At 60.4% G+C, this 14,842-nt stretch carries 16 protein-coding genes; all 16 read left to right on the forward strand.

Going from position 1 to position 14,842, the window contains the following annotated elements; genetic code table 11:
• Positions 1-19: 19 nt before the first annotated feature.
• Positions 20-1,234, forward strand: coding sequence for an IscS subfamily cysteine desulfurase (locus tag BM132_RS06120; RefSeq protein WP_047227470.1), 1,215 nt, complete (start codon positions 20-22; stop codon positions 1,232-1,234).
• A gap of 42 nt (positions 1,235-1,276) precedes the next feature.
• Positions 1,277-1,663 carry a Fe-S cluster assembly scaffold IscU gene (gene iscU, locus BM132_RS06125; RefSeq protein ID WP_003185157.1) on the forward strand — a complete coding sequence of 129 codons (387 nt, stop codon included), beginning with the start codon at positions 1,277-1,279 and terminating at the stop codon, positions 1,661-1,663.
• A gap of 24 nt (positions 1,664-1,687) precedes the next feature.
• Positions 1,688-2,011, forward strand: a complete 324-nt coding sequence (gene iscA, locus BM132_RS06130) for an iron-sulfur cluster assembly protein IscA (protein WP_003185155.1) — start codon at positions 1,688-1,690, stop codon at positions 2,009-2,011.
• Between the two features lie 8 nt (positions 2,012-2,019).
• On the forward strand, positions 2,020-2,541 hold the full coding sequence (gene hscB, locus BM132_RS06135; protein WP_047227472.1) for a co-chaperone HscB: 522 nt from the start codon (positions 2,020-2,022) through the stop codon (positions 2,539-2,541).
• Between the two features lie 50 nt (positions 2,542-2,591).
• Positions 2,592-4,454, forward strand: a complete 1,863-nt coding sequence (gene hscA, locus BM132_RS06140) for a Fe-S protein assembly chaperone HscA (RefSeq protein ID WP_092454033.1) — start codon at positions 2,592-2,594, stop codon at positions 4,452-4,454.
• Between the two features lie 3 nt (positions 4,455-4,457).
• On the forward strand, positions 4,458-4,799 hold the full coding sequence (gene fdx / locus BM132_RS06145; protein ID WP_092402602.1) for an ISC system 2Fe-2S type ferredoxin: 342 nt from the start codon (positions 4,458-4,460) through the stop codon (positions 4,797-4,799).
• A gap of 14 nt (positions 4,800-4,813) precedes the next feature.
• Complete coding sequence (gene iscX / locus BM132_RS06150; RefSeq protein WP_092454036.1) at positions 4,814-5,014, forward strand: Fe-S cluster assembly protein IscX; 201 nt, start codon at positions 4,814-4,816, stop codon at positions 5,012-5,014.
• Positions 5,015-5,202: 188 nt separating this feature from the next.
• Positions 5,203-5,628 carry a nucleoside-diphosphate kinase gene (gene ndk, locus BM132_RS06155; RefSeq protein ID WP_042727994.1) on the forward strand — a complete coding sequence of 142 codons (426 nt, stop codon included), beginning with the start codon at positions 5,203-5,205 and terminating at the stop codon, positions 5,626-5,628.
• 28 nt (positions 5,629-5,656) lie between these two features.
• Positions 5,657-6,805 (forward strand): dual-specificity RNA methyltransferase RlmN, encoded by a 1,149-nt coding sequence (gene rlmN, locus BM132_RS06160; protein WP_092454038.1) that lies wholly within the window; start codon positions 5,657-5,659, stop codon positions 6,803-6,805.
• 12 nt (positions 6,806-6,817) lie between these two features.
• Positions 6,818-7,576 carry a type IV pilus biogenesis/stability protein PilW gene (pilW, locus tag BM132_RS06165; protein ID WP_092402606.1) on the forward strand — a complete coding sequence of 253 codons (759 nt, stop codon included), beginning with the start codon at positions 6,818-6,820 and terminating at the stop codon, positions 7,574-7,576.
• A complete protein-coding gene (locus BM132_RS06170; RefSeq protein WP_092454040.1) occupies positions 7,576-8,601 on the forward strand; it encodes a RodZ domain-containing protein in 1,026 nt (341 codons plus the stop codon). The genes pilW and BM132_RS06170 overlap by 1 nt, the downstream gene beginning before the upstream one ends.
• Before the next feature lie 3 nt (positions 8,602-8,604).
• Complete coding sequence (ispG, locus tag BM132_RS06175; RefSeq protein ID WP_003185136.1) at positions 8,605-9,714, forward strand: flavodoxin-dependent (E)-4-hydroxy-3-methylbut-2-enyl-diphosphate synthase; 1,110 nt, start codon at positions 8,605-8,607, stop codon at positions 9,712-9,714.
• Positions 9,715-9,738: 24 nt separating this feature from the next.
• Positions 9,739-11,028: a histidine--tRNA ligase gene (hisS, locus tag BM132_RS06180; RefSeq protein ID WP_092402611.1), complete on the forward strand. Its 1,290-nt coding sequence runs from the start codon at positions 9,739-9,741 to the stop codon at positions 11,026-11,028.
• Positions 11,029-11,068: 40 nt separating this feature from the next.
• Positions 11,069-11,710 carry a YfgM family protein gene (locus BM132_RS06185; RefSeq protein ID WP_076386234.1) on the forward strand — a complete coding sequence of 214 codons (642 nt, stop codon included), beginning with the start codon at positions 11,069-11,071 and terminating at the stop codon, positions 11,708-11,710.
• Positions 11,703-12,854, forward strand: a complete 1,152-nt coding sequence (gene bamB / locus BM132_RS06190) for an outer membrane protein assembly factor BamB (protein ID WP_092454042.1) — start codon at positions 11,703-11,705, stop codon at positions 12,852-12,854. Before BM132_RS06185 ends, bamB begins: the two co-directional genes overlap by 8 nt.
• 201 nt (positions 12,855-13,055) lie before the next feature.
• Positions 13,056-14,528 (forward strand): ribosome biogenesis GTPase Der, encoded by a 1,473-nt coding sequence (gene der, locus BM132_RS06195; protein ID WP_076386232.1) that lies wholly within the window; start codon positions 13,056-13,058, stop codon positions 14,526-14,528.
• Positions 14,529-14,842: the final 314 nt, after the last annotated feature.

A 14,842-nucleotide genomic window follows, 5' to 3' on the forward strand; every position in this document is an offset into this window, starting at 1 on the left:
CTGATTTAGGAGAAAGTCCATGAAATTGCCGATTTACCTTGATTACTCTGCGACCACCCCGGTTGATCCGCGTGTCGCGCAAAAGATGAGTGAATGCCTGCTGGTCGACGGAAACTTCGGTAACCCGGCGTCCCGCTCCCACGTGTTCGGCTGGAAAGCTGAAGAGTCGGTCGAAAACGCCCGCCGCCAGGTCGCTGACCTGGTCAACGCCGACCCACGTGAAATCGTCTGGACCTCTGGTGCTACTGAGTCCGACAACCTGGCAATCAAGGGTGTCGCGCACTTCTATCACACCAAGGGCAAGCACCTGATCACCTCCAAGATCGAGCACAAGGCTGTCCTGGACACCATGCGCCAGCTGGAGCGTGAAGGCTTCGAAGTCACCTACATCGAGCCAGGTGAAGACGGCATCATCACCCCGGCCATGGTTGAAGCCGCACTGCGCGACGACACCATCCTGGTTTCGATCATGCACGTGAACAACGAAATCGGCACCGTCAACGACATCGAAGCCATCGGCGAGCTGACCCGCTCCAAGGGCGTCCTGTTCCACGTCGACGCGGCCCAGTCCACCGGCAAGGTCGACATCGACCTGTCCAAGCTCAAAGTCGACCTGATGTCGTTCTCGGCCCACAAGACCTACGGCCCTAAAGGCATTGGCGCGCTGTACGTGAGCCGCAAGCCACGTGTTCGCCTCGAAGCGACCATGCACGGCGGCGGTCACGAGCGTGGCATGCGTTCCGGCACCCTGGCGACCCACCAGATTGTCGGCATGGGCGAAGCCTTCCGTGTGGCCAAGGAAGACATGGCTGCCGAGAACGTGCGTATCAAGGCACTGAGCGACCGTTTCTTCAAGCAGGTCGAGCACCTCGAAGAGCTCTACGTCAACGGCAGCATGATCGCCCGCGTACCGCACAACCTGAACCTGAGCTTCAACTACGTTGAAGGCGAGTCGCTGATCATGGCGCTCAAGGATCTGGCCGTGTCGTCCGGTTCGGCATGCACCTCGGCGTCCCTCGAGCCTTCGTACGTACTGCGCGCCCTGGGCCGCAACGACGAACTGGCTCACAGCTCGATCCGCTTCACCTTCGGCCGCTTCACCACCGAAGAAGAAATCGATTACGCCGCGCAGAAAGTCTGCGAGGCCGTTACCAAGCTGCGCGCTCTGTCGCCGCTGTGGGATATGTACAAAGACGGTGTCGACATCTCGAAAATCGAGTGGGCGGCGCACTGAGAAGTCGCCTCCAGAGCGACTCACTGATGAGGATTGAAGCAAATGGCATATAGCGAAAAGGTCATCGACCACTACGAGAACCCGCGCAACGTCGGCAAGATGGACGCGCAGGACCCTGATGTTGGCACCGGCATGGTCGGCGCCCCGGCGTGCGGCGACGTGATGCGCCTGCAGATCAAGGTCAACGAGCAAGGCATCATCGAAGATGCCAAGTTCAAGACCTATGGCTGCGGTTCGGCCATTGCGTCCAGCTCCCTGGCCACCGAGTGGATGAAGGGCAAGACCCTTGATGAGGCTGAAACCATCAAGAACACTCAGCTGGCCGAAGAACTGGCCCTGCCGCCAGTGAAGATCCACTGCTCGGTACTCGCCGAAGACGCCATCAAGGCCGCCGTTCGCGATTACAAGCAGAAGAAAGGCTTGATCTGATCCGCGCACAGGTAAGGAGTTTTCATGGCTATCCAGATGACAGAAGCGGCAGCTAACCATATCCAGCGCTCTCTTGCAGGGCGCGGCAAGGGCGAGGGTATCCGCCTGGGTGTTCGCACCACGGGCTGCTCTGGTCTTGCCTATGTGCTCGAATTCGTCGACGAAGTGGGCGAAGACGATCAGGTGTTCGAGAGTCATGGTCAGAAAGTGATCATCGATCCGAAAAGCCTGACGTACCTGGACGGCACTGAACTGGATTTCGTCAAGGAAGGGTTGAACGAAGGCTTCAAGTTCAACAACCCCAACGTGCGCGGTGAATGTGGCTGCGGCGAAAGCTTCAACATCTGAGGCGGCTTGTGGGTACTCCTTGTCATTTTGCTTTGTTCCAGTTGCAGCCGGGCTTTTCCCTGGATCTCGAGCAGTTGTCCGCTCGTTATCTGGAGCTGGCCCGCGGTGTCCATCCCGACCGTTTCGCTGATGCCTCGGAGGCAGAGCAGCGGCGCGCGCTGGAACAGTCGGCGAACCTCAACGACGCTTACCAGACGCTCAAGAACCCGGCCAAGCGCGCGCGTTATCTGCTGGCCATCAGCGGTCATGAGTTGCCTCTGGAAGTCACCGTGCATGATCCCGAGTTTCTATTGCAGCAGATGCAGTGGCGCGAAGAACTCGAAGATCTGCAGGACAGCGCCGATCTGGCCGGTGTCGCGGTGTTCAAGCGCCGCCTGAAGGACGCCCAGCACACCTTGAATGAAAGCTTCGCAGCCTGTTGGGACGATGCTGCGCAGCGCGAACAGGCCGAACGCCTGATGCGGCGCATGCAATTCCTCGACAAGCTCACCTACGAAGTGCGCCAGCTAGAAGAGCGCCTCGACGATTAACCCAGTGCCGCTCCGGTCGCACGCCTGATTACAGATAAGTCCTGATTACGATGGCCCTACTGCAGATCGCCGAACCCGGCCAAAGTCCACAACCGCACCAGCGTCGCCTGGCTGTGGGAATTGACTTGGGTACTACCAATTCCCTGGTCGCTGCGTTGCGCAGCGGCCTTTCCGAACCGCTGGCCGATGAGCAGGGGCAAGTGATTCTGCCGTCTGCCGTGCGCTATCACGCCGATCGCGTGGAAGTGGGCGAATCAGCCAAGCTGGCCGCCGCGACCGATCCCTTCAACACCATTGTCTCGGTCAAGCGCCTGATGGGCCGTGGTCTGTCCGACGTCAAGCAATTGGGTGATCAGCTGCCGTACCGTTTCGTCGACGGCGAATCCCACATGCCGTTCATTGAAACCGTACAGGGCCCGAAAAGCCCGGTGGAAGTTTCCGCCGACATTCTCAAGGTGTTGCGCCAGCGCGCTGAAGCGGCGTTGGGCGGTGAATTGGTCGGTGCGGTCATCACTGTCCCGGCCTATTTCGACGATGCCCAGCGCCAGGCCACCAAGGACGCGGCCAAGTTGGCCGGTCTGAACGTGCTGCGCCTGCTCAACGAGCCGACTGCCGCTGCGGTGGCCTATGGTCTGGACCAGCACGCCGAAGGCCTCGTCGCGATCTACGACTTGGGCGGCGGCACCTTTGATATTTCCATTCTGCGCCTGACCGGCGGCGTCTTCGAAGTCCTGGCCACCGGCGGCGACAGCGCCCTGGGCGGCGATGACTTCGATCACGCCATCGCCGGCTGGATCATTGAGCAAGCGGGCCTGTCCGCCGACCTTGATCCGGGCGCGCAACGTCACCTGCTGCAAACGGCCTGTGCCGCCAAGGAAGCCCTGACCGACGCTGCAACGGTCGAAGTGGCTCACGGCGACTGGAAGGCTGTGCTGAGTCGTGAAGCCTTTGATGTGCTGATCGAACCCATGGTCGCCCGCAGCCTCAAGGCCTGCCGCCGTGCCGTGCGTGATTCCGGTGTGGAGCTCGAAGACGTCAAGGCCGTGGTCATGGTCGGCGGTTCGACCCGTGTGCCTCGGGTTCGCGAAGCCGTTGCCGAGGCCTTTGGCCGCCAGCCGCTGACTGAAATCGACCCGGACCAGGTGGTTGCCATCGGCGCCGCGATCCAGGCCGATACCCTGGCCGGCAACAAGCGCGACGGCGGCGAGCTGCTGTTGCTCGACGTGATTCCATTGTCCCTGGGCCTGGAAACCATGGGCGGCCTGATGGAGAAGGTGATTCCGCGCAACACCACCATCCCCGTTGCCCGTGCCCAGGACTTCACCACGTATAAAGACGGCCAGTCGGCCATGATGATTCATGTGCTGCAAGGCGAGCGTGAACTCATCAGCGACTGCCGTTCCCTGGCGCGCTTCGAATTGCGCGGCATCCCGGCGATGGTGGCCGGTGCGGCGAAGATCCGCGTGACCTTCCAGGTCGACGCCGACGGTTTGCTCAATGTTTCCGCCCGCGAGCTGGGTTCGGGCGTCGAGGCGAGTATCCAGGTCAAGCCGTCCTACGGCCTGACCGACGGCGAAATCGCCAAAATGCTCAAGGATTCGTTCCAGCATGCCAGCGACGACAAGGTCGCCCGCGTATTGCGCGAGCAGCAGGTCGACGGCCAGCGTCTGGTCGAAGCCGTGCAGGCCGCTCTTGAGGCCGATGGCGACCGTCTGCTGGACGCCGAGGAACGCATGGTGATCGAGCTGCAAATGCAGGAATTGTCTGAATTGATCAAAGGCACCGATGGTTATGCCATCGAGCAGCAGACCAAGCGTCTGTCGCAAGTCACCGATGCCTTTGCTGCCCGCCGCCTGGACTCGACGGTCAAAGCCGCCCTGGCGGGGCGCAACCTGAATGAAATTGAGGAATAACTGATGCCGCAGGTGATTTTTCTGCCCCACGAGAAGTTCTGTCCCGAGGGCATGGTCGTGGAGGCTGAGCCCGGAATTTCCATTCTCGAGCTGGCCCATGAGCACCATATCGAGATGGAAAGTGCCTGTGGCGGCGTCTGCGCCTGCACGACTTGCCATTGCATTATTCGTGAGGGCTTCGATTCGCTGGAAGAAGCGGATGAGTTGGAGGAAGATTTCCTTGATAAGGCCTGGGGCCTGGAAGCCCAATCGCGTCTAGGCTGCCAAGCTATTGTCGGCACCGAAGACCTGACCGTCGAAATCCCGAAATATTCGCTTAACCATGCGGCCGAAGCGCCGCACTGATTCAGGAAGCTGCAATGAGTCTGAAATGGGTTGATGTACTGGAAATCGCAATCCAGCTGGCTGAATCCAAGCCGGATGTGGACCCCCGCTACGTGAACTTCGTCGATCTGCACAAGTGGGTGCTGGCGTTGCCGGAGTTCAGCGATGATCCGACCCGTGGCGGTGAGAAGGTGCTGGAAGCGATTCAGTCGGCCTGGATCGAAGAGACAGAGTAGGCGCTGACGAGCGAAGCAAGGCTGCGATCTTTTCGCGATTATAAGCGAACGGTCAAGATCAAAAGATCGCAGCCTCGCTTCGCTCGGCAGCTCCTGCACGTAGGCAGACGCAGTTAGGCAATACCCAAGAACCCGCGTATAATTCGCGGGTTTAATTTTTCGCAAATTACCGTTTCTGGAGTTACACCATGGCTGTTCAACGTACTTTCTCCATCATCAAGCCTGACGCCGTTGCTAAAAACGTGATCGGCAAGATCGTTACCCGCTTCGAAGACGCTGGCCTGCGCGTTGTAGCTTCGAAAATGAAGCAACTGTCCAAGGCCGAAGCCGAAGGCTTCTACGCTGAGCACAGCGAGCGCGGCTTCTTCGGTGAGCTGGTTGCCTTCATGACTTCCGGTCCGGTTGTCGTTCAGGTGCTGGAAGGCGAAAACGCTATTGCTCGCAACCGTGAGCTGATGGGCGCCACCAACCCTAAAGAAGCCGCTGCCGGCACCATTCGTGCTGACTTCGCTGAGTCGATCGACGCCAACGCCGTTCACGGTTCGGACTCCGAAGCCGCTGCTGCTCGCGAAATCGCTTACTTTTTCTCCGCTACTGAAGTAACCACTCGCTAAGCCCAGGCTTTTGAGTGAAGGTGAATCCATGACTACATCGAACGGCAAAACCAACCTGTTGGGCCTGACCCAGCCGGAAATGGAGAAATTCTTCGACTCGATCGGGGAGAAGCGTTTCCGTGCCGGCCAGGTGATGAAATGGATTCACCACTTTGGCGTCGACGACTTCGACGCCATGACGAATGTCAGCAAGGCCCTGCGCGAAAAGCTCAAGGCCGTTGCTGAAATTCGCGGTCCGGAAGTGGTCAGCGAGGACATCTCCAGCGATGGCACCCGTAAATGGGTGGTGCGCGTGGCGTCCGGCAGCTGCGTCGAGACCGTTTACATTCCCCAGGGCAAGCGCGGCACCTTGTGCGTTTCGTCCCAGGCAGGCTGTGCCCTGGATTGCAGTTTCTGCTCCACCGGCAAGCAAGGCTTCAATAGCAACCTCACCGCCGCCGAAGTGATCGGCCAAGTGTGGATTGCCAACAAATCCTTTGGCAGCGTCCCGGCGACCGTCGACCGTGCCATCACCAACGTGGTGATGATGGGCATGGGTGAGCCGCTGCTGAACTTCGACAACGTCATCGCTGCCATGCACCTGATGATGGATGACCTGGGTTATGGCATCTCCAAGCGCCGGGTGACCCTGTCTACCTCCGGCGTGGTGCCGATGATCGATGAGCTGGCCAAGCACATCGACGTCTCCCTGGCGTTGTCGCTGCACGCACCCAATGACGCATTGCGTAACCAATTGGTGCCGATCAACAAGAAATACCCGCTTAAGATGCTGCTGGAATCGTGTCAGCGCTACATGTCGTCCCTGGGCGAAAAACGCGTGCTGACCATCGAGTACACGCTGCTCAAGGACGTGAACGACAAGGTTGAACATGCGGTCGAGATGATCGAGTTGCTCAAGAACATCCCTTGCAAGATCAACCTGATTCCGTTCAACCCGTTCCCGCATTCCGGCTATGAACGTCCGAGCAACAACGCGATTCGTCGCTTCCAGGATCAGCTTCACCACGCTGGCTTCAACGTCACCGTGCGCACCACCCGCGGCGAAGACATCGATGCCGCGTGTGGCCAATTGGTAGGACAGGTGCTGGATCGCACCCGTCGCAGTGAGCGCTACATTGCCGTGCGTGAGTTGAACGCCGTCGACGATGTCGCGCAAAACGCTGCGAACAGTCACTAAGAGAGGAACTCTATGTCCCTGCGCTTCGCGCTGCTGTTGCTGTTGGCCGGTCTTTGTACCGGTTGTGTTCTGTCGGGTGACTACAACCCCATGAAAACCAGCAAGGGGCGCGACGAGGCGCGTGAAGCCTATGTGCAATTGGGCATAGGCTATCTGCAACAGGGCATGACCGAGCGAGCCAAGGTGCCGCTCAAGAAAGCCCTGGAGCTGGACGATTCAGATGCCGATGCCAACGCGGCCCTGGCGTTGGTATTCCAGGCTGAGATGGAACCTGAGCTGGCTGACGCGCATTTTCGCAAGGCGCTGTCTGCCCAGCCGCAGGATGCACGGATCCTGAATAATTACGGCAGTTTCCTCTTCGAGCAGGAGCGCTATAAAGAAGCCTACGAACGCTTCGAGCAGGCGGCCGCCGACACCCTTTATCCCGAGCGCTCACGGGTTTTCGAGAACCTGGGCATGACGGCCTCGAAACTTGGCCAGCGTGATCTGGCTCGCCAGCAGCTTGAAAAAGCCCTGCGGCTCAACCGCCAGCAGCCGCGGGCATTGCTGGAAATGGCTGAGTTGTCTTACGAAGACAGGCATTATGTGCCCGCGCGCGATTATTACGAACGTTTTAGCCTGCTGAGCGAGCAAAATGCACGTAGTCTATTGCTCGGTGTTCGGCTGGCCCACGTGTTTGAAGATCGTGACAAGGCCGCCAGTTTTGGCCTGCAACTAAAAAGACTCTATCCCGGTACGCCGGAATATCAGCAATACCTGTCGGAGCAATGATGAAAGCGGCGCATCCTGAAGTTGTAGCAGCGACTCGCGTAAATCCCGGTGAGACCCTGCGCCAAGCTCGCGAAAGCCATGGTTGGTCGCTGGCAGAGGTGGCCCTCAAGCTCAATCTCACTGTGGCTTCCCTGGGCAACCTGGAAGCGGGCGCGTTCGATAAGCTGCCCGGGCATACTTTTGCCCGGGGCTACATCCGTGCCTACGCCAAATTGCTCGGGATGGACCAGACCGAACTGGTCCAGCAATTCGATCAATACACCGGTTCCGACGCTCAGGGCAGCAGCGTGCACAGCCTGGGTCGCATCGAAGAGCCGGTTCGCGTTTCCCACACCATTTTGCGAATCGTCAGCTTGTTGCTGTTGATCGCGGTGATTGGTGGCGGCTTCCTTTGGTGGCAGGATCAGGCCGCCTTGCGCGCCAAGGATCCCATCGCCATGAACCCTGAGCATGTCGAAGTCGAAGGCGCCGACGGCACCACCCGCATACATCCGCTGGACGAGCCGGAAGATCAGGCTGTGGTGGAAGGCCAGAGCGCAGGGGAAACCACCCTGGTGTTGCCTCAGGGGCAGGACGGCGCTGATCCGGCCGTCGGTGCCGAACCGAGTGTGCCGGCCGCTCCGGCAGACGCGCCCGCTGCCCCCGCCCCAACCAACAGCGAGCCGGTTGCCCCAGCGCCGAGCGTGCCGAATACGCCGGCTCCGGTTGCGCCGGCTCCTGCTGCACCCGCCGCAGCGCCAGCGGCTCCGACAGCCTCCACCGCTCCGGTCGCACCCGCTGCCGGTGAAGGCCAGGTACAGATTCAATTTACCGCCGACTGCTGGACGCAGATCACCGATGGCACCGGCAAGGTGCTGTTCAGTGGCCTCAAGCGCAAGGGCGACAGTGCTTCCGTCAACGGCACGCCGCCGTTTGCCGTGCGCCTGGGTTATGCCCGTGGCGCGCAGGTCAGCTACAACGGCCAACCGGTCGACGTGGCTCCGTTCACCAGTGGCGAGACCGCTCGCCTGAAGTTGGGTCAATAAGTCATGCACGGCGAATCTCCAATCAAACGTCGCGAATCGCGAAAGATCTGGGTCGGCAACGTTCCTGTTGGCGGCGATGCGCCCATCGCTGTGCAAAGCATGACCAACAGCGACACCAACGACGTGGCCGCCACCGTTGCGCAGATCAACCGACTGGAAGCCGCCGGTGTCGATATCGTGCGGGTTTCCGTGCCGGACATGGACGCCGCCGAGGCGTTCGGCAAAATCAAGCAGTTGGTCAAAGTGCCGCTGGTGGCCGACATTCACTTCGACTACCGCATCGCCCTGCGCGTGGCCGAGCTGGGTGTGGACTGCCTGCGCATCAATCCGGGCAACATTGGTCGCGAAGACCGCGTGCGTGCGGTGGTGGATGCCGCCCGCGACCGTGGTATTCCGATCCGCATCGGCGTCAACGCCGGTTCCCTGGAAAAAGACCTGCAAAAGAAATACGGCGAACCCACCCCGGCTGCGCTGGTGGAGTCGGCCCTGCGCCATGTCGAGCACCTGGAGCGCCTGAACTTCCAGGACTTCAAGGTCAGCGTGAAGGCTTCCGACGTGTTCATGGCCGTCGAAGCCTACCGCCTGCTGGCCAAGGAAATCGTCCAGCCATTGCACCTGGGCATCACCGAAGCCGGTGGGTTGCGTTCGGGCACGGTGAAATCCGCCGTCGGCCTCGGTATGCTGCTCGCCGAAGGAATTGGCGATACCATCCGCATCTCGTTGGCGGCCGATCCGGTGGAGGAAGTGAAAGTCGGCTACGACATTCTCAAGTCCCTGCACCTGCGTTCCCGCGGCATCAACTTCATCGCCTGCCCAAGCTGCTCGCGGCAGAACTTCGATGTGGTCAAGACCATGAACGAGCTGGAAGGGCGCCTGGAAGACTTGCTGGTGCCGCTGGATGTCGCGGTGATTGGTTGCGTGGTCAACGGGCCAGGTGAGGCCAAGGAAGCCCATATCGGCCTCACCGGCGGTACACCGAACCTGATTTACATCGACGGCAAGCCGTCGCAGAAACTGACGAATGACAATCTGGTGGATGAACTGGAACGGCTGATCCGCCAGAAAGCGGCCGAAAAGGTCGAAGCCGACGCTGCTGTAATCGCGCGTGGTTGAGTCGAACGAATTTAAGGATTACCTGTGAGCAAGTCCCTGCAAGCCATTCGTGGCATGAACGACATCCTGCCCGAGCAGACGCCCCTGTGGCGCTATTTCGAGGGCACCGTGGCGCGTTTGCTGGATAACTACGGTTACCGGCAGATCCGCATGCCGATCGTCGAGTTCACCGAGCTGTTCAAGCGTTCCATCGGCGAAGTGACCGACATTGTCGAAAAAGAGATGTACACCTTCGAGGACCGCAACGGCGATTCGCTGACCCTGCGTCCCGAAGGCACGGCGGCGTGCGTGCGCGCGGTGCTGGAGCACGGCATTACCGGCGGTGGCCAGGTGCAGAAACTCTGGTACATCGGCCCGATGTTTCGCCACGAGCGTCCGCAGAAAGGTCGTTATCGCCAGTTCCACCAGATCGGCCTGGAAGTATTCAACCTCGACGGTCCGGACATCGACGCCGAGCTGATCGTATTGACCTGGCGCCTGTGGGGCGAGCTGGGCATTCGTGATGCGGTCAAGCTCGAACTCAACAGCCTGGGCACCAGCGAGTCCCGTGGGCGCTACCGCGAAGCGCTGGTGGAGTTCCTGTCCGCTCACCTGGACAAGCTGGACGAAGACAGTCAGCGCCGCCTCAAGACCAATCCGCTGCGGGTGTTGGATACCAAGAACGCCGACACGCAGGCGATCCTGGTCGATGCGCCGAAAATGGCTGACTACCTCGACGAAGAGTCCCGTCTGCACTTCGAAGGCCTGAAGGCGCGCCTGGACGCCGTCGGCATTCCCTACGTCATCAACCCCAAGCTGGTCCGCGGGCTGGACTACTACAGCAAGACCGTCTTCGAATGGGTCACCGACAAGCTGGGGGCCCAGGGCACGGTGTGTGCCGGCGGCCGTTACGACGGGCTGGTGGAACAGATGGGCGGCAAGCCAACCTCGGGTGTGGGTTTTGCCATGGGCATCGAACGTCTGGTGTTGATGCTTGAGACGCTGGACAAGATTCCGCAAGAAATCGCCCGTCAGGTCGACGTTTACCTGTGCGCCTTCGGCGAAGCAGCCGAACTGGCGGCCCTGGCGCTGAGCGAGCGAGTCCGCGACCAGTTGCCCAACCTGCGCCTGCAGATCAACGCCGGCGGCGGCAGCTTCAAGAGCCAGTTCAAGAAGGCCGACAAGAGCGGTGCGTTGTATGCACTGATTCTCGGTGACGACGAATTGGCCCAGCAAGTGGTAGGTTTCAAACCCCTGCGTGGCCAGGGCGAACAACAAAGCATTGCCTGGGATGCGCTTGCCGCACACCTGGCCACCTGCGTCGTGCAGGGTTGAAGCTGTCAAACAGCCGATTTAGCGATTAAGGAGTATTGGGGTGTCGAGTACCGAAGATGAACAGCTGGCGGATTTGAAGGACTGGTGGACGCGCAACGGTAAGCCGCTGGTCACTGGCGGCCTGTTGGCGCTGGTCATCGTGTTCGGCTGGCAGGCCTGGCAGAAATACCAGAGCAACCAGGCGCAAGGCGCTTCGATGCTCTATCAGCAGTTGCTGGAAACCACCCTGACCCCGGACGGCAAGCCTGACGCTGCCCGTGTGGCGGAATTGGCCGGCAAGCTCGACAACGAATTCGGCGGCACGGCCTATGCGCAATATGGCCGTCTGTTCGTGGCCAAGGTCGCGGTCGACACCGGCAAGCTGGACGACGCCGCCACCGAGCTGAAGGCCATTGTCGACAAGCCGGTCAACCCGACCCTGGGCGAAGTGGCGCGTCAGCGTCTGGCGCAGGTGCTGGCGGCGCAGAACAAGGCCGAAGAGGCGTTGAAGCTGCTCGACGGTGATGCCGACAAGGCGTTCCTGGCGACCCGCGAAGAACTCAAGGGCGACCTGCTGGTACAGCTTGGTCGTGCTGATGAGGCCCATGCGGCCTACCAAAAAGCCAAGGCTGCGCTGTCGGATGAAGCCGCGGTCGGTGGCCTGCAAATCAAGCTGGACGACCTGGCCAAAGGGGATGCGTGACGTGATCCGTTGGAAACATGCAGCATTGCTGGCTCTGGCCATTCTGGCCGCGGGTTGCAGCAGCAACAGCAAGAAAGAACTGCCACCGGCCGAACTGACCGACTTCAAAGAAGAAGTCGTGCTGCAGAAGCAATGGAGCCGCTCCATTGGTGACGGCCAGGGTGAAACCTACAACATGCTGGTGCCGGCCATCGATGGCGACACTATTTATGCCTCCGACGTCACTGGCGTGGTGATGGCGATGGACCGCATCAACGGCGACGTCAAGTGGGAGCAGGATCTCGAACTGCCCGTTTCCGGCGCCGTTGGCGTGGGTTACGGGCTGGTCATGATCGGCACGCTCAAGGGCGAAATCGTGGCCCTGGACGCCAGCAGCGGTGAAGAGAAATGGCGCGCCCGCGTGACCAGTGAAGTCCTCGCACCGCCGGCCACCAACGGTGACGTGGTAGTGGTACAGACCCAGGATGACAGCCTGATCGGTCTGGATGCAGCTACTGGCGAGCAGCGCTGGTTGTACGACAGCACTCCGGCGGTACTGACCCTGCGCGGCACCAGTGCGCCGATCGTGACCAACCGCCTCGCGGTGGCTGGGTTGTCGACCGGTAAAGTGGTTGCCTTGGATATTTCCAACGGCGTGCCGGTCTGGGAACAGCGCGTGGCCATCCCGCAGGGCCGTTCGGAACTGGAGCGTGTGGTCGACATCGACGGCGGCCTGCTGTTGTCTGGCGGTACGCTGTATGTCGCCAGCTATCAGGGGCGCGTTGCGGCGCTGGACCTGGAAAGCGGTCGCCCGCTGTGGCAGCGCGATGCGTCCAGCTACGCCGGTGTTGCCGAGGGTTTGGGCAGCGTCTACGTGAGCCTGTCCTCGGGCACGGTTGAAGGCGTCGACGAGCGTTCCACCACCGCATTGTGGAGCAACGATTCCCTGGCCCGTCGTCAACTGTCGGCCCCGGAAGTGTTCTCCAGCTACGTTGCAGTCGGTGACCTGGAAGGTTACCTGCACCTGCTCAGCCAGGTGGACGGTCGCTTTGTCGGCCGTGAGCGCATCGACAGCGACGGCCTGCGCGCCCGTCCGCTGGTGGTGGGCAATATGATTTATGTGTATGGCAACAGCGGCAAACTGGAAGCCCTGACCATCAAGTAAGACTATGCTTGGGGCTAGATCTCAAGCGGCCCGTCCTTTGTGGGAGCGGGCTTGCTCGCGAAGACGGTGTATCAGAAGAAAATTTGTTAACTGACACACCGTCTTCGCGAGCAAGCCCGCTCCCACAGGACTGCCTCCGAGCACCAGCCGCTGCCTCGCAGCGGCTTTTGTATTTTCTGAAATAACGAAGTGGAGAGCCGCATGGTTCCCGTAATCGCCCTGGTGGGCCGACCGAACGTCGGCAAGTCCACCTTGTTCAATCGCCTGACCAGGACTCGCGACGCCATTGTCGGCGACTTGTCCGGTCTGACCCGTGATCGCCAATACGGTGAGGCCAAGTGGCAAGGGCGTACCTATATTCTGGTCGACACCGGTGGTATCTCCGGTGATGAACACGGCATGGACGAAAAAATGGCCGAGCAGTCACTGCTCGCCATTGAAGAAGCGGATGTGGTGCTGTTCCTGGTAGACGCCAAGGCCGGTTTTACCGCCGCCGACCAGATGATCGCCGAGCATTTGCGCAAACGTAACAAGCGTTCCTACGTGGTGGCCAACAAGGTCGACAACATCGATCCGGACATGGCTCGCGCCGAATTCGCTCCGCTGGGCATGGGCCAGGCGATTCCGATTGCCGGTGCGCATGGTCGGGGCATCACCCAGATGCTGGAAATCGCCCTGGCTGATTTCCCGAAAGACGACGAAGACGAACCGGAAGACGGCGAAGAAGAAATCGTTGCCGAAGGCGAGGAAGCCAAGCGCATTCCTGGCCCTAGCGAAAAAGACGGGATCAAGATCGCCATCATCGGCCGTCCGAACGTCGGCAAGTCGACGCTGGTCAACCGCATGCTCGGCGAAGACCGGGTCATCGTGTACGACCAGCCCGGCACCACCCGCGACAGTATCTACATCCCGTTCGAGCGTAACGAAGAGAAGTACACGCTGATCGACACAGCCGGTGTGCGCAAGCGCGGCAAGATCCACGAAGAAGTCGAAAAATTCTCCGTGGTCAAAACCCTGCAGGCGATCAAAGACGCCAACGTGGTGATCTTCGTGATGGACGCCCGCGAAGGCGTGGTCGATCACGACCTGAACCTGCTGGGCTTCGCCCTGGAAGCCGGCCGTGCGTTGGTCATCGCGATCAACAAGTGGGACGGCATGACGCCTAGCGAACGGGATTTCGTCAAGGTCGAACTGCAGCGTCGGCTGTTCTTCGTTGACTTTGCCGACATCCACTTTATCTCGGCCTTGCACGGTACGGGCGTGGGTAACCTTTACGCGTCGGTGCAGAACTCGTTCAAGTCGGCGGTCACCCGCTGGCCGACCAACCGCCTGACCCAGATCCTGGAAGACGCCGTCGGCGAGCACGCGCCACCGATGGTCAACAACCGCCGGATCAAGCTGCGTTACGCTCACCTGGGTGGCGCCAACCCGCCGATCATCGTGATTCACGGTAACCAGATCGAGAAAGTACCCAAGTCGTACGTCCGTTATCTGGAAAACACTTATCGCCGCGTCCTCAAGCTGGTCGGTACGCCGATCCGCATCGAGTTCAAGGGCGGCGAGAACCCGTACGAAGGCAACAAGAACACGCTCACCGACCGTCAGGTCAACAAGAAGCGCCGTTTGATGTCGCACCACAAGAAAGCCGACAAGAAGCGCCGCGATAAGCGTTGATTCGATGACGATTGCCTGGGAACTTCTGTGGCGAGGGAGCTTGCTCCCGCTGGGTTGCGCCCTGTAGGAGTTGTCGAGTGCAACGAGGCTGCGATCTTTCCCTAGACGCTTGAGTCCCAAGCGAGAGATCAAAAGATCGCAGCCTTCGGCAGCTCCTACGCGCAACCCAGCGGGAGCAAGCTCCCTCGCCACGGTGGTTCACTCTGCGACAAATGAGAAGGGTGCCCATGGGCACCCTTTTTCATGCCCGGCGATTGGGCTATCCTCGAGCTCTCCCGCGCCGCGCCAGAGCCGGGTGTAGACGCAGGGAACCC

Origin of the sequence: Pseudomonas sp. NFACC45, assembly GCF_900113505.1 — a bacterium.
Taxonomy (GTDB): Bacteria; Pseudomonadota; Gammaproteobacteria; order Pseudomonadales; family Pseudomonadaceae; genus Aquipseudomonas; species Aquipseudomonas tehranensis.

Excerpts from the sequence above, each read along its gene's own strand:
- ndk (WP_042727994.1), top strand. The coding sequence starts at position 5,203 with ATGGCTGTTCAACGTACTTTCTCCATCATCAAGCCTGACGCCGTTGCT.
- rlmN (WP_092454038.1), top strand. The coding sequence starts at position 5,657 with ATGACTACATCGAACGGCAAAACCAACCTGTTGGGCCTGACCCAGCCG.
- iscX (WP_092454036.1), top strand. The coding sequence starts at position 4,814 with ATGAGTCTGAAATGGGTTGATGTACTGGAAATCGCAATCCAGCTGGCT.
- der (WP_076386232.1), top strand. The coding sequence starts at position 13,056 with ATGGTTCCCGTAATCGCCCTGGTGGGCCGACCGAACGTCGGCAAGTCC.
- ispG (WP_003185136.1), top strand. The coding sequence starts at position 8,605 with ATGCACGGCGAATCTCCAATCAAACGTCGCGAATCGCGAAAGATCTGG.
- bamB (WP_092454042.1), top strand. The coding sequence starts at position 11,703 with ATGCGTGACGTGATCCGTTGGAAACATGCAGCATTGCTGGCTCTGGCC.
- pilW (WP_092402606.1), top strand. The coding sequence starts at position 6,818 with ATGTCCCTGCGCTTCGCGCTGCTGTTGCTGTTGGCCGGTCTTTGTACC.
- BM132_RS06120 (WP_047227470.1), top strand. The coding sequence starts at position 20 with ATGAAATTGCCGATTTACCTTGATTACTCTGCGACCACCCCGGTTGAT.
- fdx (WP_092402602.1), top strand. The coding sequence starts at position 4,458 with ATGCCGCAGGTGATTTTTCTGCCCCACGAGAAGTTCTGTCCCGAGGGC.
- hscA (WP_092454033.1), top strand. The coding sequence starts at position 2,592 with ATGGCCCTACTGCAGATCGCCGAACCCGGCCAAAGTCCACAACCGCAC.
- iscA (WP_003185155.1), top strand. The coding sequence starts at position 1,688 with ATGGCTATCCAGATGACAGAAGCGGCAGCTAACCATATCCAGCGCTCT.
- BM132_RS06170 (WP_092454040.1), top strand. The coding sequence starts at position 7,576 with ATGAAAGCGGCGCATCCTGAAGTTGTAGCAGCGACTCGCGTAAATCCC.
- iscU (WP_003185157.1), top strand. The coding sequence starts at position 1,277 with ATGGCATATAGCGAAAAGGTCATCGACCACTACGAGAACCCGCGCAAC.